The sequence below is a fragment of the Micromonospora sp. CA-248212 genome, assembly GCF_050948405.1.
In the GTDB taxonomy this organism is placed as follows: Bacteria; Actinomycetota; Actinomycetes; order Mycobacteriales; family Micromonosporaceae; genus Micromonospora.
The window spans coordinates 5,979,423-6,001,156 of record NZ_CP192023.1 but is presented as its reverse complement, the minus strand read 5'-3'; the positions used below and the strand labels follow the sequence as shown (position 1 = coordinate 6,001,156).

Genomic DNA, 21,734 nt, shown 5'->3' with positions numbered 1-21,734 from the left:
GGCGTCGGTCAACGGTGATCGACGCCCACCCGCGTGCCAACCTGCTCGGCCGGGTCTGATTGGCTGCGGGTCATGACGGTGACCAGTGGCGGGCGGGAGCAACGCGCGCGCGGCCGGGGCGGTGGCCCGGCGCACCGGCTGTACAGCGTCGTGGTGTTCGTGGTGCTCGCCTCGTTGGACAACGTGGCGATCGGACTGGTCCCACCGCTGTACGGGCCGATCGCCCGGACGTTCGACGTGTCGACCGGGCTGCTGGGCGTGGTGACCGCCGTCAGCTTCCTGGTCAGCGCGGTGGCCGCGGTCGGCTGGGCGTACGTCGGGGACCACGGCAACCGTAAGCCGCTGCTCATGGTGGGCACGCTGCTCTGGGCGGCGGGCACCGGCGGCAGCGCGCTCGCCGGCGGGTACCTCGCGTTCCTGGCCGCCCAGTTCGTCGCGGCGGTCGGCCTCGGCGCGGTCGGCTCGGTGGGCTTCTCGGTGGTCACCGACCTGATCTCACCGGCCCGCCGTGGGTTGGTGATGAGCTTCTGGGGGCTCTCCCAGGGCGTCGGCACGCTCGCCGGCACGCTTGTCGGTGGGCTGCTCGGCGCGACCGACTGGCGGCGGCCGTTCCTGCTGCTGACCGGGGTGGGGCTCACCGCCACCGTGGCGTACCTCTTCACGTACGACATCCGTCGCGGCCAGAGCCAACCGGAACTGGTGGACGCCCTGGACTCCGGTGCCGAGTACGACTACCGGATCAGCCGCGCCGACCTGCCGCGCATCCTCGACCGGCGGACCAACCGGTGGCTGATCCTGCAGGGGCTGACCGCGCAGGCCGCCTTCGGGTCACTGGTGTGGCTGCCGAGGCTCTTCGCCGAGCGGGCCGAGGCGCAGGGCTACTCGGAGTCGACCGCCGTGGTGGTCGGCAGCGTCTTCGCCACCCTGTTCCAACTCGGCGGGGTCCTCTCCATCGTGGGCGGCCTCGTCGGCGACGCGGCGCAGCGGCGTACCCCCCGGGGTCGGGCAGTGGTCGCGGCGGTCGGCATCCTCGCCGCGCTCCCGTTCTACCTGGTGTTGTTCTTCGTGCCGGTGACCATCGACGTGCCGGACGGCGGGAGCGGCGGCGCGGTCGTCGGCGCGGTGCTGGCCAGCGTGTTCACCGAGCCGTCGGTGGGGCTGAGTCTGCTCACCGCCGTGGTGGCGCTCGCGTTGACGTCGGCCAACTCACCGAACTGGTTCGCGCTGATCGCCGACGTGAACCCGCCGGAGCACCGGGGGACCGTCTACAGCCTCGGCAACCTGGTCAACGGTGTCGGTCGGGCGGCGGGCAACGGGCTGGTCTGGGGAGCCTTCCAGGGGCTGCGAACGGCGTTCCCGCCGCCACTGAACTTCGCCGTCGGCCTGGCCGCGTTCCAACTCTTCTTCATCCCCACCGGCGTCATGTACTGGCGAGCCTCCCGCACAGCCCCCGAGGACATCAAAAACGTCCACGGTCTCCTACAAACCCGCGCCAACCGCCTCTAACCCCCACCCCCACCCCCACGCCCCCCCCGCCCACGCGATCTTGCACTTTCGGTGGCGACAGAAGGGGCATAGCCCCTCAAGTCGACAACCAAAAGTGCAAGATCGGCGCGGGCCCGGTGCGCGGGTTCGGTGCGTGGGTTCGGTGGGCGGGGGTGGGCGCGGGTGGGGCGGGTGGGTTAGCGGAGCCAGACTGTTACGTCGGTGGGGATGGTGTCGTCGTTCAGGGGGGCGGCGCTGGTGGCTAGGACCTCGGCGTTGGGCGGGAGAGGCACGGGGGCGTCACCGAAGTTGGTCAGCACGGTCAGGTCGCCGTTGCGGAACACCAGCGTCTCGTCACCGGAGGACAGCCACTCGAGCGTGCCCCGGCCCAGACCGTGGGCGCGGCGTAGCCGCAGCGCCGCGCGGTACAGCTCGTACGTCGAGCCGGGCACGTCGCGCTGCCGGTCCAGCGCGTACTCCGCCCAGGACGGCGGCTGCGGCAGCCAACTGGCGTCGGTGGGCCCGAAGCCGTACGACGGGGCGTCGGCCTCCCACGGGATCGGCACCCGGCAGCCGTCCCGGCCCCGCTGGGTGTGGCCGCTGCGCGCCCAGGTCGGGTCCTGGCGGGCCTCGTCCGGCATGGTGGTGTGCTCGGGCAGGCCCAGCTCCTCGCCCTGGAAGAGGTACGCGGAGCCGGGCAGGGCGAGCATCAGCAGGGTGGCCGCCCGAGCCCGACGCAGGCCGAGCGCGGCGTCCGGCTGCGGGTCACCGATGCCGATGCCGTTGGGCCGGCCGCCACCGATCGCCAGGCCGAGCCGGGAAGCGTGCCGCACCACGTCGTGGTTGGACAGCACCCAGGTCGTCGGCGCGCCCACCGAATCGGTCGCTTCCAGGGACCGGGTGATCACCGCGTACTGGGCCGGCGCGGTCCACGCGGCGAGCAGGTACTCGAAGTTGAACGCCTGGTGCATCTCGTCCGGGCGAACGTAGCGGGCCAGCCGCTCGGCCGGCTCGACCCACGCCTCGGCGACCAGCACCCGTTCGCCGGGGTAGCTGTCCAGGACCTGCCGCCACTGCCGGTAGACCTCGTGCACGCCCTCCTGGTCCCACATCGGCGGCCGTGGCTTGTCGATCTCGTTGCCGGAGAGGATCTCCTGGGGCTCCTGCCAGTCGGGCAGGTTCGCCTGCTTGATGAGGCCGTGCGCCACGTCGACCCGGAAACCGTCCACCCCCCGGTCCAGCCAGAACCGCAGGACGCCCAGGAACTCCTCGTGCACCTCCGGGTTGTCCCAGTTGAGGTCCGGCTGGCCGGTGTCGAACAGGTGCAGGTACCACTGGCCGGGCTGGCCGTCCGGGTCGACCGTGCGGGTCCACGCCGGACCGCCGAAGACGCTCTGCCAGTCGTTCGGCGGCTGCTCCCCGGCCGGGCCGAGGCCGTCCCGGAAGATGTACCGGGACCGCTGAGCGCTGCCCGGGGCGGCGGCCAGGGCCTCTTGGAACCAGCGGTGCGCCGAGGAGGTGTGGTTGGGCACCAGGTCGACGATCACCCGAAGGCCGCGCGAGCGGGCCTCGGCGATCAACTTGTCCGCGTCGGCGAGAGTGCCGAACAGCGGGTCGACGTCCCGGTAGTCGGCCACGTCGTAGCCCGCGTCGGCCTGCGGCGACGGGTAGAACGGGGACAGCCACACCGCGTCCACCCCCAGCTCGACCAGGTGGTCGAGGCGGGCGGTGATGCCCGGCAGGTCACCGATCCCGTCGCCGTTGGAGTCGGCGAACGAGCGCGGGTAGATCTGGTAGATGGCGGCCTCGGTCCACCAGCCGGTGGCGGTCTGCTGCGTCGGGTCGGTGTTCAGGGTCGTCTCCCGTGTCGTGCCGTGGTTGATGGTTCAGTGTGCCCGGGGCGGTGCGGTGGACTCCCGGACGACCAGCCGAGTGGGCAGGATCACCGGCGAGTCGCCCTCGGCGGTCCGTTGACCGACGATCGGGCCCAGAGTGCGGGCCCCGAGCGGATCGAGCAGTATCCGGGCGGCCAGCCGGCCCTGTTCCGCGGCCGGCTGGGCCACGGTGCTGAGGCCCAGCACGCCGGCGAGGTCGTGGTCGTCGATGCCGACCACGCTGACGTCCTGCGGTACCCGCAGACCGGCGTCGCGCAGCGCGGTCATCGCGCCCATCGCCATCTCGTCGCAGGCCGCGACGATCGCCGTCGGCGGCTCACCGCGGGCCAGTAGTTCGGCGGCGGCCCGGTTGCCACCGTCGATGGTGAACGACGACTCGACGTCGAGGCTCGGATCGGGTCGCAGGCCGGCGGACCGCAGTTCGGCCTGGTAGCCCCGCCGTCGGTCGAGGTGGGTGGTGTAGGCCAGTTCGTCGTCGGGGTCGCCCGAGATGTGCGCGATCCGGCGGTGGCCGAGGTCGAGCAGGTGCCGGGTGGCCATCCGGGAGGCGGCCACGTCGTCGATGCGTACGCAGGGCCAGTTGGGGACCCGGCTCCCCGAGCTGATGGTCACTCCGGGCAGGTCCAGGGCGGCCAGGGCGGTCAGGTCGGCCGGGCGCAGCGGCGTGGCGACCAGCATGATGGCATCCACCCGCTTGTGCAGGTTGGCGGTACGCAGCACCCGCTGGCGGATCTGCTCCCGACCGCCGAGGTTGTAGAGCAGCAGGTCGTAGCCGGAATGGTGGAGGTGCTCCTCGACGGCCTCGACGACGGTGCTGAAGAACCAGCGGGTGATCCGGGGCACGACCACCGCGACCGTGCCGGTGCGACCACCGGCGAGCCGGGATGCGCTCGGCGACACCGCGTAGTCGAGCTGCTCGGCGGCGGCCAGCACGCGGCGTCGGGTGGCGGCCGAGACCGTCGGCAGCCCGCGCAGGGCCCGCGAGACGGTGGCCGTGGAGACCCCGGCCAGCCGGGCGACATCATCTATCTTCGTCACGGTTCCCCCGCTCGGTACCCGTCGCCCGCCGCCGCCCTCAGAGGCCGGGCGACGGCGGGCAAGCGGGTCAGCCCTTGACGCTGCCGGCGAGCAGACCTCGCACGAAGAAGCGCTGTAGGGACAGGAATACAACGAGCGGTACAACGATCGAGACGAACGCGCCAGCGGTGAGCCGTTGCCACTCGTTGCCCCGGGTGCCGGCCATCTCCGCCAACCGGACCGTGAGCGGCGCGGTCTCGTTGCCGCCACCGGCGAAGATCAGCGCGACCAGCAGGTCGTTCCAGACCCAGAGGAACTGGAAGATGCCGAACGCGGCCAGCGCCGGGGTGATCAGCGGCAGCACGATGGTGCGGAAGATCTTCGGGTGCGTGGCCCCGTCGACCCGGGCCGCCTCCATCAGGTCTCCGGGGAGCTGCGAGATGAAGTTGTGCAGCAGGAAGACCGCGAACGGAAGCGCGAAACAGGTGTGCGCGAACCACACCTGGGCGAACTTCTGTTCGTCCACCAGGTTCCACGCCGGCATCAGGGTGACGCCGCCGAGGGTGACGCCGGTGGAGAAGAACTTCAGCAGCGGCACCAGGGCCATCTGCAGCGGGACGATCTGCAACGCGAAGATCGCGATGTAGAGCCAGTCCCGCCCACGGAAGTTGATCCACGCCAGCGCGTACGCGGCCAGGGAGGCGAAGGCCAGCGGGAAGAGCACCGACGGGATGGTGATCGCCAGCGAGTTGATGAAGTAGCTGGCGAGCTGCCCCGACGACGCGGACCGCCCGAAGAGGACCTGTTGGTAGTTCTCGAAGGTGAACTGCGGGTTGGTGAACGCCGTCCACCAGCCGGTCGTCTTGATCTCGTCCTCCGGCCGGAGGGAGGAGACGAGCAGGCCGAAGGTCGGGATGGTCCAGACCACCGCGATGACGATCGAGACCAGCGTCGCGGTACGGCTGTTCAGCCGCCTGCGGACCCGGCCGGCGGTGCTGGACGTCCCGTCGGCGGTCTTCTGGGCGCCGGCGGCGACGGTGGGCGTTGCGGTGGTCATCTCAGCCCTCCCGCTGACGACGGAGGTTGCGGATCTGGTAGATCACGACCGGGATGACCAGGATGAAGAGGAAGACCGCGAGCGCGGAGCCCTGCCCGTTCTGGCCGTACCGGAAGGCCTGGTTGTACATCTCGCTGGCGATCACGCTGGTGTCGTAGTTGCCGTTGGTCGAGGTCCGGACGATGTCGAAGACCTTGAGCGTGGCGATCGTGAGCGTCACCGCCACGACGATCAGCGCCGGCCGGATGCTCGGCATGGTGATCTGCCAGAACATCTGCCACGGGCTGACGCCGTCGAGCCGGGCGGCTTCGACGATGTCGCCGGGGATGGCCTTGATCGCGGCGGAGAGCACCACCATGGCGAAGCCGGCCTGGATCCAGACCATGATGACGATCAGCAGCAGCGTGTTCAGCGGTGACTCGAGCAGCCACTGCTTCGGCTCACCGCCGAGGCTGACGACGATCTGGTTGAGCAGACCGATCTGGTCGCCGTCGCCGCGGTACGCGTAGACGAACTTCCAGATGATGCTCGCGCCGACGAACGAGATGGCCATCGGCAGGAAGATCAGTGACTTGGCGATCGCCTCGAAGCGGGCCTTGTCCACGAGTACGGCGTAGATGAGGCCGAACGCGGTGGCCACCAGCGGGACCAGGAGCACCCAGACCAGGGTGTTGATCAGGACCCGGAACATGGAGTTGTCGGAGAACATCCAGCTGTAGTTGCGCAGCCCCACCCATTCGGTGCTGCCCCCGTTCATCAGCGAGAGCAGTACGGTGCGGATGGCCGGTACGACAAGACCGATGGTGAGCAGCAGCAGCGTCGGCAGCAGGAAGAACAGGGCGAAGAGCCCTTCCCGCTGCTTGGGTCGCCGGGTCAGCGGCGTGCCGCTGATGGAGGCGGCGACGAGCTGGGCCTCCCGCCGTCGGGCGAACCAGGCAGGCACCACGTCGAGCAGCAGGAGCAGACCGCCCACCACCACCACGAAGGCGACCAGCCCGTACATCAGCATGAGGAGCTTCGGCTGCTCGTCGGCGAAGTCGAACTCCATCAACCCTCCCTCTCGGGTCCGGATCGGCCGGTGGCCCGGCTCGCGTACGCGAGCCGGGCCACCGCCGTGATCACTTCGGCCAGCTGCTCTCGATGCCCTGGAGCACCGGGGCGGTCGGCTTGCCGTTCAGCCAGTCGATCATGCCCTTCCAGAACGTCCCCGCGCCGACGGCGGCCGGCATCAGGTCGGATCCGTCGAAGCGGAAGGTGCCCGTCTTGTCCTGCAGGATCTGGACGGACAGCTTGTCGATCGGGCTGGCCACGTTGGCGATGTCCAGCTTGTTGTTCGCCGTGACCCAGTTGCCGAGCTTCGCGCGGCTGTTCACGTACTCGCCGGAGGCGAGGTAGGTCTGCACCGCCTGCACCTCGGGACGGTCGGCGTACGCGACGACGAACTCGCCAGCGCCCAGGACCGGCTTGCCCTTGGCCGGGTCGATGGTCGGGAAGTAGAACGCGAACGCGTCCCCGTTCTCGTCCACCTTGGTGCCCTCGGGGAACTGGTTGGCGTAGAACGACGCCTGCCGGTGCATCGCGCACTTGCCGGTGGTCACCGGCAGACCCGCCTCCTGGAAGGCGGTGGTGGTGATGCTCTTGACGCCGCCGAAGCCGCCGTTGACGTACTTCTCGTTCTTGAGGATGCTGCCGGCGCGGTCGACCGCGTCGACGATCCTCGGGTCGTTGAACGGGATGGCGTGGGTGGTCCACTGGTCGTAGACCTCGGGGCCCTGCGTCCGCAGGATCACGTCCTCGATCCAGTCGGTGGCCGGCCAGCCGGTGGCGTCACCGGACTCGACGCCCACGCACCACGGCTTCATGCCGCTGGCGGCGATCTTGTCGCTCAGCGCGATGAGCTGGTCCCAGGTGGTCGGAACCTCCCAGCCCTTCTCCTTGAAGGTCTTGGGGGAGTACCAGACGAAGGACTTGACGTTCGCGCCGAGCGGCACGCCGTAGAGCGTTCCGTTGACGGTGCCGTACTTCAGCCAGTCGGCCGGCATGTTCTGCTCGGCCATGGTCTTGGTGTCGGCGCCGAGGGACTTCAGCTTGCCGGCGTCCGCGAACCGCTTCACGAGGCCCGGCTGGGGCACGAACGCGATGTCGGGGGCGTTACCGCCGTCGACCCGGACGGGGAGCTGCGCCTCGAACTCGCCGCTGCCCTCGTAGGCGATCTCGATGCCGGTGCAGTCGGTGAACTGCGACCAGGAACGCTCGAGCAGGTCGGCCTCGGCGTCACGGATGGACGCGTAGATCGAGACCTTCTTGCCGTCGTTGCCCTGATACTTCTCGTACGGGGCACATTCGGCGGAACCCGCCTTGTCGCTCTTCTTGTCATTGCCGGTACCGCAAGCGGTGGCGCTGAACGCCAGCCCGAGTACACCGGCGATCACGAAGGCCTGGCGTGGTCTGGTAAAGACCGCCATGCCGTCCTCCTTCCTAGCCGGCGTGGTCTCCGCTGGTGACCCGCGCCGGTCCGATTGGGCGTGCACACATGTAAGCGCTTGCATCAGGTCTGGTCCACCCCCTGTCAGACACGAGCGAGTAACAATCCCGAAACCTCGTGTCCGCCGGCTGGGCGCGTTCCCGGGCGCAGATCCGGCCTCTTCCGGAGACTGGCGATTTCTGTCAGGCTGGAGGCACCTCATCGAAGGTTTTGCACATAGGAGGAGCTGGATGCGTAAGCGGTGGATCAGCCTGCTGGTGACCGGCCTGCTCGTCGGAGGAGCCGTCGCGCCGGCGAGCCCGGCCCTGGCCGCGCCGAGCTTCAAGGTGCCGTTCCCGTGCGGTCAAGCCTGGTCGGGACAGACCCGGTCGGACCACAGCCCGGCGTACGCCGTGGACTTCAATCGCACCGACGACCTGGGCGACCCGGTGGTGGCGAGCGCGCCCGGCACGGTCGACCGGGTCACCGACCTCGGCGGCACCAGTTACGGCAAGTACGTCCGGATCGACCACGGTGGCGGTTACACGACCTACTACGCCCACCTCAACGGCTTCAACGTCTCGGTCGGGCAGACTGTCGGGTACGGCAAGGTGATCGGCTGGGTCGGCAGCACCGGCGGGTCCACCGGCCCGCACCTGCACTACGAGCAGCGCCTCAACGGCAACGACGTGCAGGTCCGGTTCAACGGCGCCCTCGGCCTGTACTGGGGGACCAAGACCTACACCAGCGACAACGGTTGCTCGTCGGGCAGCGGTAACGGCACGGTCGACACCAGTGGCACGCCGCTGACCGTCCGCTCCGGCCCCGGCACCGGGTACGCCTCGGTGGGCACCGTCGCCGACGGCACCCGGGTGACCATCTCCTGCCAGACCAGCGGCACCACCGTCACCGGTACCTACGGCACCAGCTCGATCTGGGACCGCATCGGTAGCGGCCGCTACATCGCCGACGCGTACGTCTACACCGGTTACGACGGATACATCCCGAACGTGCCCCGCTGCTGACCTCTGGTGGTCTCCGGCGGGGTGACCCGCCGGAGACCGGTCGGGCGGTCAGGCGTTGAGCCGCCAGATCGACAGATTCAGCGCGGCGGCGAAGGTGACCCACGCCCAGTACGGCAGCAGCAGCGCGGCCGCGACCCGGGACACCCGGGCGAAGAGCACCACGGTGAGGCCGATCGCCAGCCACATCACCACGATCTCGGCGAACGCCAGCCCGTACCGACCCGCGCCGAAGAACAGCGGCGTCCAGATGGCGTTGAGCACGAGTTGGGCGGACCAGGCCCACAGGGCGGGGGAGAAGCCGACCCGACGCCAGACCAGCCAACCGGCGACCGCGATCAGCGCGTAGAGGACCGTCCAGACCGGGCCGAAGAGCCACGACGGCGGCGCCCAGTCCGGCTGGCGCAGGCTCGCGTACTCGTCGGTGGTGCCCCGCACACCGAGCCCGCCGATCGCGGCCGCGACGAAGACCGCCGCCGCGAAGGCGGCGAGCGCCCAGCGCGACCGCCGACCGGAGGCCGGCCCTGCCTCGCGAGATATCTCCATCGTCGAGATGTTTCCCCCCGGCGTCCGGTCAAACCCAAAAAAAAGCGCCGGGGCCGCTGCGGCCGGTGCTTCTGTCGGGAGGACGAAGCTCCGGTCGCGGCGACCCCGACGGGTCCCGGTGTTCGTGAGGATGTGGTTATGGGGTACGAGCGTCAATTGAAGATGCTGACACCACCCGGGCCGACGAGCAGCCCGACGACGATGAGGACGATGCCCCACAGGATCTGCCGGCGGAACAGCGCGAGGATGCCGGCGACCACGAGTACGACTGCGAGAATCCAGAGAATCAGCTCCATGACCTCTGAATACCCGACCCTCCGATCGGGGAAACCTGCTCCGTGTCGAGTTGATCCCCAACATGAAAGACGCTGTACGCCTGCTTGATCACCGGGTGCGCCACGTTGCGGACGCGTACCCCGCCCGGGGTCATGCCGCGCTCGGTTCCGGCGTGCGCGTGCCCGTGCAGGGCCAGGGCGGTCGGCGCCGAGTCGATCGCCTGCCCCAACTGGTACGACCCCAGGAACGGGTAGATCTCCAGCGGCTCGCCGACCAGCGTGTCCGGGACCGGGGCGTAGTGCGTGAGCGCGACCAGCATGTCGCACTCCAGCGAGCGCAGGGCCTCTCCCAGGCGGTCCGCGCTCTCGTTGGTGGTCCGGACGAACGCCTTCATCTCCGGCTCGCCGAAGTCGCTCGCGCACCGGCCGGCGAAACCCCCGCCGAAGCCCTTGACCCCCGCGATGCCGAGCCGACCGCCCGCACAGTCCAGGACGACGCCGTTGCCCTCCAGTACGGTGATGCCCGCGTCCTCGAGCACCTTCACCACCTGCGGCACCTGATCACACTGGTGGTCGTGGTTGCCCAGCACGGTGACCACCGGTACGGCGAGCCCACCGAACTCCTGCGCGACGCAGCGCGCCTCGGCCTCGGTGCCGTGCCGGGTCAGGTCGCCGGCCAGCAGCAGCACGTCGGCGCACTCCGGCAGCTCCTCCAGCGCCGGGCGGAACCGGCCGACCACGTCCTCGTCCAGATGCACGTCGCCCACGGCGGCGATCCGGATCACCATGAAACCTCCCTCAGGGCAGTTGCTCGATCTCCGTGGGCGCCTGGACGCGGATCACCCCGATGTCGCTGGTGATCGGCACGTCCGGGAAACGCTCCGCCACGAGACGCAGGATCTCCTCCCGCCGGTGCGGGCTCTCCACCTCGCCGTAAAGCACCAGGACGTCATCGCGTCGGATGACGGTGATCCCCTGTTCGGCGACGGCCGGATCCTCGGTGAGCGACCGTTGGATCTCCGCTTCGACGTACTCGTCGGGTGGCGCCGCGCCACCGGCCTGATCGTTCGTCACGGTGTCTCCTCTCCTGCCGGGGTGCCGGGCTCCGGCACCACCTCCAGCCGGTCCAGCAACACCAGGAACGCCTCGGCGTACGGCGAGTGCTGCGTCTCCTTGCGTACCCGTTCCCAGTCGATCTGCTCCCGTAGCGACCGGGCCAGCGGCAGGCCGCGGGCGAAGTCGCAGTAGTGCTGCGAGAAGCTGAGCAGCTTGTGCACCATGAGCTGGGTGGCGGACAGGACCGGCATGTGGATGGCGTCCACCGGCCGTACGACGGTGTCGGCGAACGTCTCCTCGGTCACCGGCGTCTCGATGGGCCGGTGGATCAGGTCCACCATCCGCTCCTCGTCGAAGACCTTGACGAGCCAGTCCTCCGGCGGTCGCTCGGCGCGGAAGCCGGCGGCGACCAGCGCCTCCAGCGACCGTTCGACGTCGGCCTCGCGAATGAGGAAGTCGACGTCGTGGTCGCTGGAGTGGCCGCCGTGGGCATAGACGGCGAAGCTGCCGCCCAGGGCGAACGGGATCTCGGACTGCTTGAGCACGGCGGCGACCTTCTTCAGGGTGTGCACCAGACTCTCGTCCCCGCGCTCAGCCATCTGGATCTCCCGTCGGTCGTGTCGTGGTGGACAGGCGGTTGGATTCGAACTCCCGTACCCGGCATTCCGGTCGCCCACACCTGCTCTGGTCGCGGGCGGGTGCCAACCGGAGCAAACGGGAACAAAGATCGCAGGAGGCGGGCATCGGTCGGATAACCTGTCGAGGGTGGCCAGACCATCGGGGACGCGACGCCGCAAGGCCCGGTTGCGCACCGTCGCTCTGATCGGCATCGACGGCTCGGGCAAGACCACTCAGGCACACCGACTGGCGGACGCGCTCAACGCGGCCGGCCGCCCCGCGACGTACCGCCGCAACGCCAGCGGGCGTCGCTGGCTCGGGCGGCTCGCCCACCGTCTCGGCCTACCGGACGCGCAACGCCTCGTCGGGCGCGACGGCGTCCTCGCGGTGGAGTCCGTACTGCGCTGGCTGGCCATCGCCGCAGCCCTGCTCGGTTGCCTGTTCACCGGTCGGACGGCCGTCATGGACCGCTACTCGGCCTGCCAGTACGCCAGCATCCGCGCCCACGGCGGGCACCGCTGGGAACGACTGGCGCGGGCCGGCTACCGGCTGTTCCCGACGCCGCAGGTGACCTTCCTGCTCGCCGTCGACCCAGCGGAGGCCTACCGGCGCATCGAGGAGCGCGGCACCGACCACGAGTCGATGGGCTGGTTGACCGCGGCGGACACCGCCTACCGAACCCTGCCCGAGTACCCGAGCTTCGTACTCGTCGACGCGGGCCGGCCCGCCGAGGAGGTGACCGAGCAGATCCAGGCCCACCTGTCGTCCTGGCTGCCGTCGGACATCCGACCCGACCCGGCGCGGCCGTCGACCGGGACGCCACCGACACCGGATCAGGCCGGGCCCGGCGACGTGCCGCTGCTGGTTCAGGCGCGTCCGTAGACCGGAACGGTGGCCCCGCTGGTCGGCGCCGAGTCCGCCGAGGCGAGGAAACGGATCACCGGCGCGATCTCGGCCGGGCTGACCCACCGCGCGTGGTCGGCGTCGGGCTGCGCGGCCCGGTTCGTCGGGGTGTCGATGACGCTGGGCAGCACGGTGTTGCAGCGGACCCCGCGCGAGCGGTACTCCACCGCGACGGCGTTGGCGAAGGCCAGCACCGCGGCCTTGGCCGTGACGTAACCGGCCGCCCCGGCGAACGGGCTGACCGCCGCGCGGGCGGAGACGCACACCACCGCGCCGCCTCCGGCCGCCACCAGGTGCGGCAGCGCGGCCTGCGTGACCAGGTACGTGGGGCGCAGGTTGACGGTGAGCATCCGCTCGAACTGCTCGACCGGTGTCTCGTGCACCAGGCCGCCGCTCGCGTACCCGCCGACCAGGTTCACCACCGCCCGCAGCGGCGCCGCCGGATCGGCCGCGGCGGCCTCGACCACCCGCGCCACGTCCGCCGGCTCGGTCAGGTCCGCGCCGAGCGAGACCAGCCCGTCCGCCGCCGGCTCCGACCCGGCGGGCCCACCCCTTCGTGGTACGACCACCCGCCAGCCCGCCTCGACAAAGGAGGCAACGACCGCGCCGCCCAACCCGCCGCCCCCACCGGTCACCACCACACTCCGCCCCACCATCCCCAAACGCTAACCCCCACCCCACCCCGGGTGGGGTGTCTGCTGAGAGCAGAGGGGGTGGGTTTTTCGGGGTGGGGCGGCGCAGGATCGGGGCATGGCGCGAATTCTGGTTCTTGGGGGTACCCGGTTTCTAGGTCGGGCGGTGGCTCGGCTCGCCGTCGCGCGGGGGCATGAGGTGACCTGCGCGGCGCGGGGCGTGTCCGGCGCCGTACCGGAGGGGGCGCGGTTCGTGTCGGTGGACCGCGACGACCCGGCGGCGCTGACGCCGCTCGCCGGTCAGGGTTTCGACGCCGTGGTGGACGTGACGCGCCAGATCAGCCACGCCCGGTACGCGCTCGCCGCGCTGGCCGACCACGTCGGCCACTGGTCGTTCGTGTCGACGATGTCGGTGTACGCGGACAACACGACCCCGGGTCTCTCCGCGGCGAACGCGCCGGTGTTGCCGCCTCCGCCGTCGGACGTGGACGGACCGGGCCCGGACTTCCGCTGGTACGGCGAGTGCAAGGTCGCCATCGAGCAGCTCGTCCGCGAGCGGATGGGCGTGGACAGGTCGTTCATCTGCCGGGCCGGGCTGATCGTCGGAGCCGAGGATTCGAGTAACCGCTTCCCGTACTGGGTGCGACGGCTGGCCCGTGGCGGCGAAATTCTCGCGCCGGGGGAGCCGACCGACCGGGTGCAGTTCGTGGACGTCGAGGACCTCGCCGGCTGGCTGCTGCACGCCGGCGACACCCGGCTCAGCGGCACGTACGACGGGAACGGGCCGACGATGTCCCGGGCGGAACTGCTGGCCGGGGTGGCCGCCGGGCTGGGCGTGGAGGATCCCCGTCTCACCTGGGTGGATCAGGACTTCCTGCGCGAGCACGACGTACGCGAGTGGTGGGGGGAGCGGGCACTGCCCCTGTGGGTACGGCTGCCGGAGTTCGCCGGCCTGATGGACCGGGACGTCTCCGCGGCGCTGGCCGCCGGGTTGGTCGTCCGTCCGCTCGCCGACACCGTTCGGGTGACGGCCGCCTGGATGAGGGCCGACCCGGGTGACGTACCGCAGGGTGGACTCGACCCGGCGGATGAGGCGGCGGTCCTGGGTGCGTGGCACGCTGTGCGAATGGCGTGATCCGGATCGTCGACACTTTCCCACCACGTACGGTGATGGTTGACGCTCACGCTTGGTGAAAGTAAGTTTCACCCGTGGCGAAGAGTCCGAAGATTTCTGCGAGTCACGAGCCTGGTGGACTGATCGTCCACATCAGCGGGCTTCTGCCGTCGTTGTCGCCCGCCGAGCAGCGGGTCGCCCGACTTGTCGTGTCCGACCCGGCCGCCGCCGCGCGGAGGACCATCACCGACCTCGCCACCGCAGCGGAGACATCGGAGGCGACCGTCATCCGGTTCTGCCGGTCGGTCGGGATGGACGGCTACCCGCAACTGCGCATCCGGCTCGCCGCCGAGGCCGCCCGTCGCGTCGAACCTCCGGACGCCCGGGTCGTCGGTGGTGACATCCCGCCCGGCGCGGATCTCGCCCAGATCATCGCCACCATCGCGTTCAACGACGCACGAGCTGTCGAGGAGACCGCCGAACAGCTCGACCCGGCCGTCTGCGAGCAGGTCGTCGAGGCGATCGCCGGCGCTGGCCGGATCGACATCTACGGCGCCGGGGCCAGTGGGTTCGTCGCCTCGGACTTCCAGCAGAAGCTGCACCGCATCGGCCGGATCGCCTTCTACTTCCCGGACGTGCACACCGCGCTGACCTCGGCCGCCCTGCTCGGTCGCGGCGACGTGGCAATCGGCATCTCGCACACCGGCACCACCTCGGACGTGATCGAGGTGCTGGAACAGGCCCGGACGCGTGGCGCGAGCACCGTGGCGCTGACCAACTTCCCGCGCTCGCCGATCACCGAGGTCGCCGACTTCGTCCTGACCACCGCGGCCCGCGAGACGACCTACCGCTCGGGTGCCACGGCCAGCCGTCTGGCGCAGCTCACCGTCGTCGACTGCCTCTTCGTCGGGGTGGCCGCCCGCAACCGGTCCCGGGCCCGCAAGGCCCTCGAGGCGACCGCCGAGGCGGTCCAGTCGCACCGGGTGGGCGCGAGCCGGAGGCGGGGATGACGCCCGGCTCGGTCGAGCCGGACAAGGACAAGGCAGCACCACCCACCCGCCCCACGGTCCGGGTGGCCGCGCCCACCGAGCGGCGTAACCCGCTCAGCGTCGACCTCGACCTGATGTCGACCCGGGACGTCCTCACCGTGATCAACGACGCCGACCGACGGGTGCCGGCGGCGGTCGCCGCGGTGCTCGACGAGATCGCCGCCACGGTCGACCTGGCCGTCGCGGCGCTGCGCGGCGGCCACCGGGTGCACTACTTCGGGGCCGGCACCTCCGGCCGGCTGGGCGTGCTCGACGCGGCCGAACTTGCGCCCACCTTCAACTCGCCCCGGGACTGGTTCTGCGCCCACCTCGCCGGCGGCCCGGACGCCATGCTGCGCGCCGTCGAGGACGCCGAGGACGACGACCGGGGCGGCGCGATCGAGGCGGCCGGCTGTGTGCGAGCCGGTGACCTCGTGGTCGGTCTGGCGGCCAGCGGACGCACCCCGTACGTCCTGGGGGCGCTCGCCGCATCCCGCTCCACGGGCGCCTCGACGGTGCTGCTCTGCGCCAATCCGGAGGCGGAGGCCGCCCGGTCGGTCGACGTGTTCATCGGGGTGGACACCGGACCCGAGGTGGTCACCGGGTCGACCCGGATGAAGGCGGGCACGGCGCAGAAGTTGGTGCTGAACGCGTTCTCGACCGCCGTCATGGTGCGCCTGGGGCGGGTCTACTCGAACCTCATGATCGATATGGTTGCCACCAACGCCAAGCTCCGGGGCCGAATGATCTCGATCCTGGTCGAGGCGACCGGGTGTTCCGAGGAGGTCTCCCGGCGGGCCCTCGGCGAGGCCGACGGCGACCTGAAGACGGCGCTCGTCACCCTGGTCTCCGGGGCCGAGGTGACCGCCGCGCGGGCCGCCCTCGCCCGCTCCGCCGACCAGGTACGCGGGGCCCTCGCGCTGCTCGCCTCCTGAGCGCGCCCCACCCGGGAAGCGAACGGGGCTCCGGATTGTTCATCGGGGCGGAGGGTAATAACACCTCGTGGATGAACCGACCGGTCCACCGCTGCGTATCTGGCAGTGACCAGGATCGCAGCGCGGTGGTGACCCGGGTCGCTGTGTCAGCGCGGCGGGCGGTGTTGCCTATGGTGCGGGCAATCGGCGATTCGTCGATCCGCCAACCCGTCCGAGGTGCCCAGCGGCGCGCCACCCGGCGGGTGCTGACAGCAAACATGGACCGTGCTCTCAGCAACTACTCAGGCATTCGTGACACTTTCGACTCACGAAATGGAACACCCGACACGTCTCATCTGTTGTGTAGGTGTCAGCACCGGTGGGCACAGCAGAAGTTACCAGGGCTGACCGGACGTGGGGAATGGCAAGGAACCGGGCAACCGGCGCGAGCGAGGGGACCGTGGGCAACGTGGACAAGAACATTGGCATGCGAACCGACGAGGTCGCCGAGGAGCGTGACCTGGTCGGCGTCTACCTGCACGAGATCTCCCGGACGCCACTGCTGGACGCCGCCAAGGAGGTCGATCTCTCCAAGGCGATCGAGGCGGGCCTCTACGCCGAGCACCTGCTCGGCGAGGATGCCGTTCCCGACGGTGTCGACCGGGCCGACCTGGATCGGCTGGTCGCCGAGGGTGAGCGCGCGAAGGACCTCTTCATCCGCGCCAACCTGCGACTGGTCGTGTCGATCGCGCGTCGTTACGTACGCTCGGGGATGCCCATGCTGGACCTGATCCAGGAGGGCAACACCGGCCTCGTCCGAGCGGTCGAGAAGTTCGACTACGAGCGTGGCTACAAGTTCTCCACCTACGCCACGTGGTGGATCCGCCAGGCCATCAGCCGGGCGATCGCCCAGCAGGAGCGCACCGTCCGGCTGCCGGTGCACCTGGTGGAGGACGTCAACCGGATGCGCAACGTGACCCGGCAACTCACCCGTGAGCTGGGCAGCGACCCGGAGCCGGAGCAGATCGCGGCATCGCTCGGGGTCACCGTCGAGCGGGTCAACGAGCTGCGCCGCTGGTCGCAGGACACGGTCTCGCTGGACACCCCGGTCGGCGACGACGGCGACACCAACCTCGGTGACCTGGTCGCCGACAGCGACGCGCCGTCCCCGGAGGACATCGTCCTGAGCGGCCTCGAGCGGCAGCGCATCGAGGGGCTGCTCAACCACCTCGACGACCGGTCCGCCGGCATCATGCGGGCCCGCTACGGCCTGGAGGACGGCCGCGAGCACTCGCTGACCGAGGTCGCGTCCCGCTTCTCGCTGTCCCGCGAGCGGATCCGGCAGCTCGAGATCCAGGCCCTCGGCCGGCTCCGCGAGCTGGCTCGGGCCGAGGGGCTGCAGGCAGCCTGACCTGGTAGTAATGACGGCGAACGGCCGGCGTCCGATAGGGGGACGCCGGCCGTTCACCGTCTAGCGGACCCTGCCGTACCCGTGGATCGACATCATGTTCATGCCGCGCTTGAGCACGTTGCGACCGGCGCTCGGCGCGTCGATCACCTGCCCGTCGCCCACGTAGAGCGCGACGTGCCCCAGACCGCTGTAGAAGATGAGGTCTCCGGGTCGCAGATCGCCTCGGCCGATGTGTGCGACCGCCCCCCACTGCATCCGCGCGCTGTGTGGCAGCGATCGTCCGGCCGCCCGCCAGGCGGCCAGGGTGAGCCCGGAGCAGTCGTAGCCGCCCGGCCCCTCACCTGCCCAGACGTACGGCTTGCCGATCGCGCCGAAGGCGTAGCGCACCGCCGCGCCGGCATCTCCGGCGACCGCCGGTACGTTTCGGGCCTCGGCCTCGGTCGCCTTGGGCGCGGGCCGCTCGGTGGCCGCCCCGTACGCCTGTCGGCGCAGCTCGTACAACTCGGCCAGGTCCTTCTCGATGCGCGTCTTGCCCGCCGCCAACTCGTGGGCCTGGGCGGCCTGCCGGGCCAGGGTGGCGTCCAGCCGATTCTTCTCGTCGAGCAGTCGCCGCTGGTTGTCGGTGAAGCCGGAGATGCGCTCCTGACGCTGTCGGGTCAGCTGGTCGAGGGTGCCGAGCCGGTCCAGCATGGCGGCGGCGCCGCCGGGCCGGAGCAGCGCGTCGGCGGTACGCAGACCGCCGCTTCGGTACGCGGTGTTGGCGAGTGCGGCGACGTCCGCCCGGCTCTGCTCGGCCTGCTGTTCGAGCGGGCCGATGCGGGCCTGTAATCGGGCCACCGCGGCTTTGTTGACCTTGATGTCCTCGGTGAGCTTGTTGTACGACTCCACGACCCGCTCCAGCTCGGCCGAGGACGTCTCGATCCGGCGGGTCAGGTCGGCGGGGGACGGCTCGGCGTGCGCCGCCGCCGTCGGGGCGATCAGGGCGGCCGACAGGCCGACCAGCGCCACGGTACGCAGCAGGGTTCTCAGGGATGACAAGAGCGAGAGGCTCCTCTCCCACGGCCGCCGACGGGGCTGCTGACGCCCTCGGCGACACCGGCCGGGGTCGTCCGGGTGGACGACACTGGGCCGGACCGGCTCGCCCAACCTAACCCGGGACGGTTGTGCTGCGCAGTTGAAGCAGGGGCGAATGTTGACCAAGTGGCAGGAAGTGCCACTGCGGAACCACAGCGTCAACGGGGCCGCCGGCACGGGGGTGAAGGCTTCTGCGGCGCTTTTGCTTGCGATTTTGACCGATATGCGACTTTCGTCGTTCCCGGCGCATGCCGTCGGTTAACAGCGCGCCATACCCGATAAAAGGTGAAATGGATGCTGTTTCGCGACGATGTCGCCCGGACGGGTGAGCCGTCCGCTGCCGTAAATGCCCAGGTGCAGTGGCGGTGCCCCAACACAATGGAGCCCGGGGCCGGGAATCCCGTCATCGGCGGCTCACGCCGGTGGTCACGGGATCCGACCCGACAGACCGCACCCGCGGGAGGATCCGTGAATCGTGAAGGCGCAACGACGCGACCGCAACGAACGGTGCCCAGTGCCAGGTCCACGCTGCTCTACGCGCGACCCGGCATCATCGTCACCGTCGACCGGTTCACCGTCGGACGCACCAGCTACCGCATCCCCGACCTGACCAACCTGCGTACCACCCGAGGGCCGCACGACCGGATCGCCGTCCGGGCCGTCGTGACCACCGCCTCCATGATCGGCGTGGTCGGCCTGCTCCTCGGCTTCAGTGGCGGCCTACAGCGGTTGACCGCCGGGGCGTACCTCATCCTCGGAGCGGTCCTTCTGCTGCCGGCCACCCTCGCCCTCGTCGGTGACCGCTGGCGGCCACCGCCGTACGAGCTGTGGGGATGGCACCGGGGCGCGGAGGTGCTGCTCTTCAGCGCCGACGACGAGCGGCAGTTCGGTCAGGTCACCCGGGCGCTGCTGCGCGCCCGGGAGGTCAACCGGTACGGCGGTTGGGTCGACCCGGTCGCCTCGGCCGACCCCTGGCGGCCGAACCGCTGACCGGACAGCCCTCAGGGCCCCCGGTCAGCCGGCGACCGGCTCCGGCGTACGGGTGGCCGGCCGGTCGAGCCAGGCGGTGACGCGACGCTCGGCGTAGAACGAGACGAACGGCACGGTGCCGGCCAGCATCACCAGGAGCATCCGCTTCAGCGGCCAGTCGGCCCGCCGACTCAGGTCGAACGCGGCCACCAGATAGATCATGTAGAGGAAGCCGTGCGCCGGGCCGACGGTCTCCACCACCGTCGGGTTGTCGAACGCGTACTTCAGCGGCATCCCGATCACGACCAGCAGGATCAGCACCACGCCCACGATCCAGGCGATCACGCGGTACCGAGTAAGGGCTGCGCCCACTTCGTCCGTCCTTCTTCAGGCCCGGCTCAGCCGGGATAGTCACCGGGCCGGGCGCCCGGATTGGCGTTCAACCATGACAGGTAGTCGTTGTACGCGGCCAGCGCCGCGTCGTCACCGAGCGTCGCGTCGACCGGTGCCCTGGTCACCCGCACCGGTCGGCGTACCGCCGGTCGGGAGTCGGCGCTCGCGGCCGGGGCCGGCTCGTCGGCCGGAGCGCCGGGAGACACCGTGCCGCCCTGCGCGCCGCGCCGGGCCAGCCGCACCTCGCGCCACCAGACGTACACCACGAAGCCGGCGAAGATCGGCCACTCGACGGCGTACCCCCAGCTGAGGTTGTTGCCGGCGGTGGCCCGGCTGATCTGCCACCAGCCCAGCCCGAGGAAGCTCCCGACCAGCACGACCATGGCCACGTGACGTGCGATCCACGCCGGGGTCCAGAGCCACCTCATGGCGTCGAGGGTACCGGGGACGGCGGCGCTCTCCGACACGGTGTCGTAGCTGGCGCGCGGACGGGATGGTTTGGTGTCACCCGGGGTGGGCATCCGTCTAGGCGCCAGCCCAAACGAGACCAGGGGGGCGATGATGACCGGATCGGTACGCGAGGACGGGTTTGCGTCCAGCGGCGGTACGGAGATGAGCCCGGAGCAGCGGGTGCCCGAGTGGGACGGCGACCACTTCGCCGACCCCGGGGGCGCCGAACTCGACGGCGACGCGGTCGGCGTCGACCCGACGGAGCTGACCGACGACGATCTGATCCGCGAGATGCACAGCCTGCACCGCACCCGGCTGGACACGCTGCGGCACGCGGCGGATTCCGCGCTCGCGAACCATCTGCGGCGCACGGCGGATCTGGAGACCGAGTACCTGGCGCGCCACCCGGGCCGGGAGGTCGACCCGAGCCGTCTGCGGGACGCCTGATGGCGGCCCGAGCCGTGCGTGGCATGTCCGCGCCGCCCGAGGTGGTCTTCAACACGGCCACCGACCCGGCCCGAGCCTCGGCCTGGTTGCCCGCGCCACTGCGATCCGACGGGAGCCCTCCGGCCGAGGTCAGCGGGGAGGAGCTGCGGGCCCGCTGGGGTGACGCCGACTGGGCAGCCGAGATCCGGGTGGATCCGGCCGACTCCGGCGGCGCGCGGATCCAGCTCGACCTGACCGACGGCTCCGGTGCCGACCCGGACCAGTTGGCCGACGAGGCGCTGGCCAACCTCGCCCGCGAGGTCGCCGACAACCTGCAGGCCGGTTGAGACACGCCGACCGTTCGGAACTTTCGTACCACGACGACATGGAAGGAGACCGGTGACTGACACTGGCCTGCGACAGAGGGTGGCGCGGCTGCGCCGGGCGTACGCGCCGCACGAGCATCGACCGCTCGGCGGCTACCTGGCGGCGATGGGCACCTACGCGGGCGTCACCGGAGCGCTCGCCGGCCTGGTCAAGGTGACCGGGCGGCCGGTACCCGAGCGTCCCGCCGTCGCCGATGTGGTGCTCCTCTCCATCGCCACGCACAAGCTCAGCCGGCTGCTGTCCAAGGACGCGGTGACCAGCCCGCTGCGGGCCCCGTTCACCCGATACGACCGGCCGATCGGCAGCGGCGAGGTGATGGAGCAGGTCCGCGACTCGGGCAGCTCCACCCGGCACGCCATCGGCGAGTTGCTGAGCTGCCCGTTCTGCCTGGCGGTCTGGGTGGCGACGGGGCTCACCGGGGGACTGGTGCTCGCCCCCCGGCTGACGCGTCTGGTGGCGACCGCGCTCACCGCCGTGGCAGCCTCCGACTTCCTCCAGATGGCGTACGCCTCGGCCCAGCAGGCCGCCGAGGGCGGACACGACGACTGACGAGCAGACGCGAGGAGGGGGCCGGCATCTGCCGGCCCCATCCTGTCGT

General features: G+C 70.6%; 25 protein-coding genes. 11 read left to right on the top strand and 14 right to left on the bottom strand.

From position 1 onward, the window contains the following. The first annotated feature begins 72 nt into the window (after nt 1-72). Nucleotides 73-1,506 (top strand): MFS transporter, encoded by a 1,434-nt coding sequence (locus ACQP03_RS28220; RefSeq protein WP_363660961.1) that lies wholly within the window; start codon nt 73-75, stop codon nt 1,504-1,506. Nucleotides 1,507-1,682: 176 nt separating this feature from the next. On the opposite strand, the gene ACQP03_RS28215 is transcribed toward ACQP03_RS28220, so the two are convergent. The 5 genes from ACQP03_RS28215 to ACQP03_RS28195 form a co-directional block, all read right to left on the bottom strand. Next, on the bottom strand, nt 1,683-3,338 hold the full coding sequence (locus ACQP03_RS28215; protein ID WP_433461224.1) for a glycoside hydrolase family 13 protein: 1,656 nt from the start codon (nt 3,336-3,338) through the stop codon (nt 1,683-1,685). 33 nt (nt 3,339-3,371) lie between these two features. Further along, nucleotides 3,372-4,418 carry a LacI family DNA-binding transcriptional regulator gene (locus tag ACQP03_RS28210; RefSeq protein ID WP_357134251.1) on the bottom strand — a complete coding sequence of 349 codons (1,047 nt, stop codon included), beginning with the start codon at nt 4,416-4,418 and terminating at the stop codon, nt 3,372-3,374. A gap of 67 nt (nt 4,419-4,485) precedes the next feature. Next, nucleotides 4,486-5,454: a carbohydrate ABC transporter permease gene (locus ACQP03_RS28205; protein WP_357134253.1), complete on the bottom strand. Its 969-nt coding sequence runs from the start codon at nt 5,452-5,454 to the stop codon at nt 4,486-4,488. 1 nt (nt 5,455) lies between these two features. Then, a complete protein-coding gene (locus ACQP03_RS28200) occupies nt 5,456-6,502 on the bottom strand; it encodes a carbohydrate ABC transporter permease (protein WP_357134255.1) in 1,047 nt (348 codons plus the stop codon). 70 nt (nt 6,503-6,572) lie between these two features. Continuing rightward, nucleotides 6,573-7,919 carry an ABC transporter substrate-binding protein gene (locus ACQP03_RS28195; RefSeq protein WP_357134762.1) on the bottom strand — a complete coding sequence of 449 codons (1,347 nt, stop codon included), beginning with the start codon at nt 7,917-7,919 and terminating at the stop codon, nt 6,573-6,575. Nucleotides 7,920-8,169: 250 nt separating this feature from the next. Between ACQP03_RS28195 and ACQP03_RS28190 the strand changes: the two genes are divergently transcribed. After that, nucleotides 8,170-8,943, top strand: a complete 774-nt coding sequence (locus ACQP03_RS28190; protein WP_357134763.1) for a peptidoglycan DD-metalloendopeptidase family protein — start codon at nt 8,170-8,172, stop codon at nt 8,941-8,943. 48 nt (nt 8,944-8,991) lie between these two features. On the opposite strand, the gene ACQP03_RS28185 is transcribed toward ACQP03_RS28190, so the two are convergent. From ACQP03_RS28185 to ACQP03_RS28165, 5 genes are all read right to left on the bottom strand, one after another. Next, nucleotides 8,992-9,486, bottom strand: coding sequence for a TspO/MBR family protein (locus ACQP03_RS28185; RefSeq protein ID WP_357174668.1), 495 nt, complete (start codon nt 9,484-9,486; stop codon nt 8,992-8,994). A 152-nt stretch (nt 9,487-9,638) separates the two neighbouring features. After that, a complete protein-coding gene (locus ACQP03_RS28180; RefSeq protein WP_007464364.1) occupies nt 9,639-9,782 on the bottom strand; it encodes a GPGG-motif small membrane protein in 144 nt (47 codons plus the stop codon). Further along, a complete protein-coding gene (locus ACQP03_RS28175; protein ID WP_357174670.1) occupies nt 9,773-10,549 on the bottom strand; it encodes a metallophosphoesterase family protein in 777 nt (258 codons plus the stop codon). The genes ACQP03_RS28180 and ACQP03_RS28175 overlap by 10 nt, the downstream gene beginning before the upstream one ends. 10 nt (nt 10,550-10,559) lie before the next feature. Then, entirely contained in the window at nt 10,560-10,835 is a 276-nt protein-coding gene (locus ACQP03_RS28170; RefSeq protein ID WP_357134767.1) for a hypothetical protein, read from the bottom strand. Beyond that, nucleotides 10,832-11,416: a nucleotidyltransferase gene (locus ACQP03_RS28165; protein WP_433459059.1), complete on the bottom strand. Its 585-nt coding sequence runs from the start codon at nt 11,414-11,416 to the stop codon at nt 10,832-10,834. The genes ACQP03_RS28170 and ACQP03_RS28165 overlap by 4 nt, the downstream gene beginning before the upstream one ends. A gap of 166 nt (nt 11,417-11,582) precedes the next feature. On the opposite strand from ACQP03_RS28165, the gene ACQP03_RS28160 reads away from it, so the two are divergent. Beyond that, on the top strand, nt 11,583-12,317 hold the full coding sequence (locus tag ACQP03_RS28160) for a dTMP kinase (protein ID WP_357134771.1): 735 nt from the start codon (nt 11,583-11,585) through the stop codon (nt 12,315-12,317). Here ACQP03_RS28160 and ACQP03_RS28155 read toward each other — a convergent pair. Then, entirely contained in the window at nt 12,302-12,994 is a 693-nt protein-coding gene (locus ACQP03_RS28155) for an SDR family NAD(P)-dependent oxidoreductase (RefSeq protein WP_433459056.1), read from the bottom strand. The two genes, ACQP03_RS28160 and ACQP03_RS28155, sit on opposite strands and share 16 nt — an antisense overlap. Before the next feature lie 94 nt (nt 12,995-13,088). Here ACQP03_RS28155 and ACQP03_RS28150 point away from each other — a divergent pair, with 94 nt between their 5' ends. The 4 genes from ACQP03_RS28150 to ACQP03_RS28135 all read left to right on the top strand — a co-directional run bounded on the left by ACQP03_RS28150 (nt 13,089) and on the right by ACQP03_RS28135 (nt 17,437). Continuing rightward, nucleotides 13,089-14,105 (top strand): NAD-dependent epimerase/dehydratase family protein, encoded by a 1,017-nt coding sequence (locus tag ACQP03_RS28150; protein WP_357134773.1) that lies wholly within the window; start codon nt 13,089-13,091, stop codon nt 14,103-14,105. Between the two features lie 74 nt (nt 14,106-14,179). Continuing rightward, on the top strand, nt 14,180-15,094 hold the full coding sequence (locus ACQP03_RS28145) for a MurR/RpiR family transcriptional regulator (RefSeq protein ID WP_357134775.1): 915 nt from the start codon (nt 14,180-14,182) through the stop codon (nt 15,092-15,094). After that, nucleotides 15,091-16,047 carry an N-acetylmuramic acid 6-phosphate etherase gene (gene murQ / locus ACQP03_RS28140; RefSeq protein WP_357134777.1) on the top strand — a complete coding sequence of 319 codons (957 nt, stop codon included), beginning with the start codon at nt 15,091-15,093 and terminating at the stop codon, nt 16,045-16,047. The genes ACQP03_RS28145 and murQ overlap by 4 nt, the downstream gene beginning before the upstream one ends. A 400-nt stretch (nt 16,048-16,447) precedes the next feature. After that, the gene (locus ACQP03_RS28135; RefSeq protein ID WP_355052221.1) at nt 16,448-17,437 is read left to right on the top strand and encodes a sigma-70 family RNA polymerase sigma factor; all 990 of its coding nucleotides are present in this window, start codon (nt 16,448-16,450) and stop codon (nt 17,435-17,437) included. 60 nt (nt 17,438-17,497) lie between these two features. Here ACQP03_RS28135 and ACQP03_RS28130 read toward each other — a convergent pair whose 3' ends face one another. Then, complete coding sequence (locus ACQP03_RS28130) at nt 17,498-18,475, bottom strand: C40 family peptidase (protein ID WP_357174679.1); 978 nt, start codon at nt 18,473-18,475, stop codon at nt 17,498-17,500. A 543-nt stretch (nt 18,476-19,018) separates the two neighbouring features. Between ACQP03_RS28130 and ACQP03_RS28125 the strand changes: the two genes are divergently transcribed. Beyond that, the gene (locus ACQP03_RS28125; RefSeq protein ID WP_357134781.1) at nt 19,019-19,501 is read left to right on the top strand and encodes a DUF6232 family protein; all 483 of its coding nucleotides are present in this window, start codon (nt 19,019-19,021) and stop codon (nt 19,499-19,501) included. 24 nt (nt 19,502-19,525) lie between these two features. Here ACQP03_RS28125 and ACQP03_RS28120 read toward each other — a convergent pair whose 3' ends face one another. Continuing rightward, a complete protein-coding gene (locus ACQP03_RS28120) occupies nt 19,526-19,852 on the bottom strand; it encodes a DUF3817 domain-containing protein (protein WP_355052224.1) in 327 nt (108 codons plus the stop codon). A 26-nt stretch (nt 19,853-19,878) separates the two neighbouring features. After that, the gene (locus ACQP03_RS28115; RefSeq protein ID WP_357174682.1) at nt 19,879-20,301 is read right to left on the bottom strand and encodes a hypothetical protein; all 423 of its coding nucleotides are present in this window, start codon (nt 20,299-20,301) and stop codon (nt 19,879-19,881) included. Nucleotides 20,302-20,431: 130 nt separating this feature from the next. Here ACQP03_RS28115 and ACQP03_RS28110 point away from each other — a divergent pair, with 130 nt between their 5' ends. From ACQP03_RS28110 to ACQP03_RS28100, 3 genes are read left to right on the top strand one after another with little or no spacing between them, the layout of a single operon-like run. After that, complete coding sequence (locus ACQP03_RS28110) at nt 20,432-20,770, top strand: DUF6158 family protein (RefSeq protein ID WP_357134784.1); 339 nt, start codon at nt 20,432-20,434, stop codon at nt 20,768-20,770. Next, nucleotides 20,770-21,096 (top strand): hypothetical protein, encoded by a 327-nt coding sequence (locus ACQP03_RS28105; RefSeq protein WP_357134786.1) that lies wholly within the window; start codon nt 20,770-20,772, stop codon nt 21,094-21,096. Before ACQP03_RS28110 ends, ACQP03_RS28105 begins: the two co-directional genes overlap by 1 nt. 52 nt (nt 21,097-21,148) lie before the next feature. Then, on the top strand, nt 21,149-21,685 hold the full coding sequence (locus tag ACQP03_RS28100) for a DUF1360 domain-containing protein (protein ID WP_357134787.1): 537 nt from the start codon (nt 21,149-21,151) through the stop codon (nt 21,683-21,685). The last annotated feature ends 49 nt before the right edge of the window (nt 21,686-21,734 follow it).

What these genes read in the sequence shown, in the direction of transcription:
- ACQP03_RS28220 (WP_363660961.1), top strand. Translation starts at nt 73, where the DNA reads ATGACGGTGACCAGTGGCGGGCGGGAGCAACGCGCGCGCGGCCGGGGC.
- murQ (WP_357134777.1), top strand. Translation starts at nt 15,091, where the DNA reads ATGACGCCCGGCTCGGTCGAGCCGGACAAGGACAAGGCAGCACCACCC.
- ACQP03_RS28205 (WP_357134253.1), bottom strand. Translation starts at nt 5,454, where the DNA reads ATGACCACCGCAACGCCCACCGTCGCCGCCGGCGCCCAGAAGACCGCC.
- ACQP03_RS28190 (WP_357134763.1), top strand. Translation starts at nt 8,170, where the DNA reads ATGCGTAAGCGGTGGATCAGCCTGCTGGTGACCGGCCTGCTCGTCGGA.
- ACQP03_RS28195 (WP_357134762.1), bottom strand. Translation starts at nt 7,919, where the DNA reads ATGGCGGTCTTTACCAGACCACGCCAGGCCTTCGTGATCGCCGGTGTA.
- ACQP03_RS28110 (WP_357134784.1), top strand. Translation starts at nt 20,432, where the DNA reads ATGATGACCGGATCGGTACGCGAGGACGGGTTTGCGTCCAGCGGCGGT.
- ACQP03_RS28180 (WP_007464364.1), bottom strand. Translation starts at nt 9,782, where the DNA reads ATGGAGCTGATTCTCTGGATTCTCGCAGTCGTACTCGTGGTCGCCGGC.
- ACQP03_RS28135 (WP_355052221.1), top strand. Translation starts at nt 16,448, where the DNA reads ATGGCAAGGAACCGGGCAACCGGCGCGAGCGAGGGGACCGTGGGCAAC.
- ACQP03_RS28185 (WP_357174668.1), bottom strand. Translation starts at nt 9,486, where the DNA reads ATGGAGATATCTCGCGAGGCAGGGCCGGCCTCCGGTCGGCGGTCGCGC.
- ACQP03_RS28155 (WP_433459056.1), bottom strand. Translation starts at nt 12,994, where the DNA reads ATGGTGGGGCGGAGTGTGGTGGTGACCGGTGGGGGCGGCGGGTTGGGC.
- ACQP03_RS28165 (WP_433459059.1), bottom strand. Translation starts at nt 11,416, where the DNA reads ATGGCTGAGCGCGGGGACGAGAGTCTGGTGCACACCCTGAAGAAGGTC.
- ACQP03_RS28115 (WP_357174682.1), bottom strand. Translation starts at nt 20,301, where the DNA reads ATGAGGTGGCTCTGGACCCCGGCGTGGATCGCACGTCACGTGGCCATG.
- ACQP03_RS28175 (WP_357174670.1), bottom strand. Translation starts at nt 10,549, where the DNA reads ATGGTGATCCGGATCGCCGCCGTGGGCGACGTGCATCTGGACGAGGAC.
- ACQP03_RS28150 (WP_357134773.1), top strand. Translation starts at nt 13,089, where the DNA reads ATGGCGCGAATTCTGGTTCTTGGGGGTACCCGGTTTCTAGGTCGGGCG.
- ACQP03_RS28200 (WP_357134255.1), bottom strand. Translation starts at nt 6,502, where the DNA reads ATGGAGTTCGACTTCGCCGACGAGCAGCCGAAGCTCCTCATGCTGATG.
- ACQP03_RS28105 (WP_357134786.1), top strand. Translation starts at nt 20,770, where the DNA reads ATGGCGGCCCGAGCCGTGCGTGGCATGTCCGCGCCGCCCGAGGTGGTC.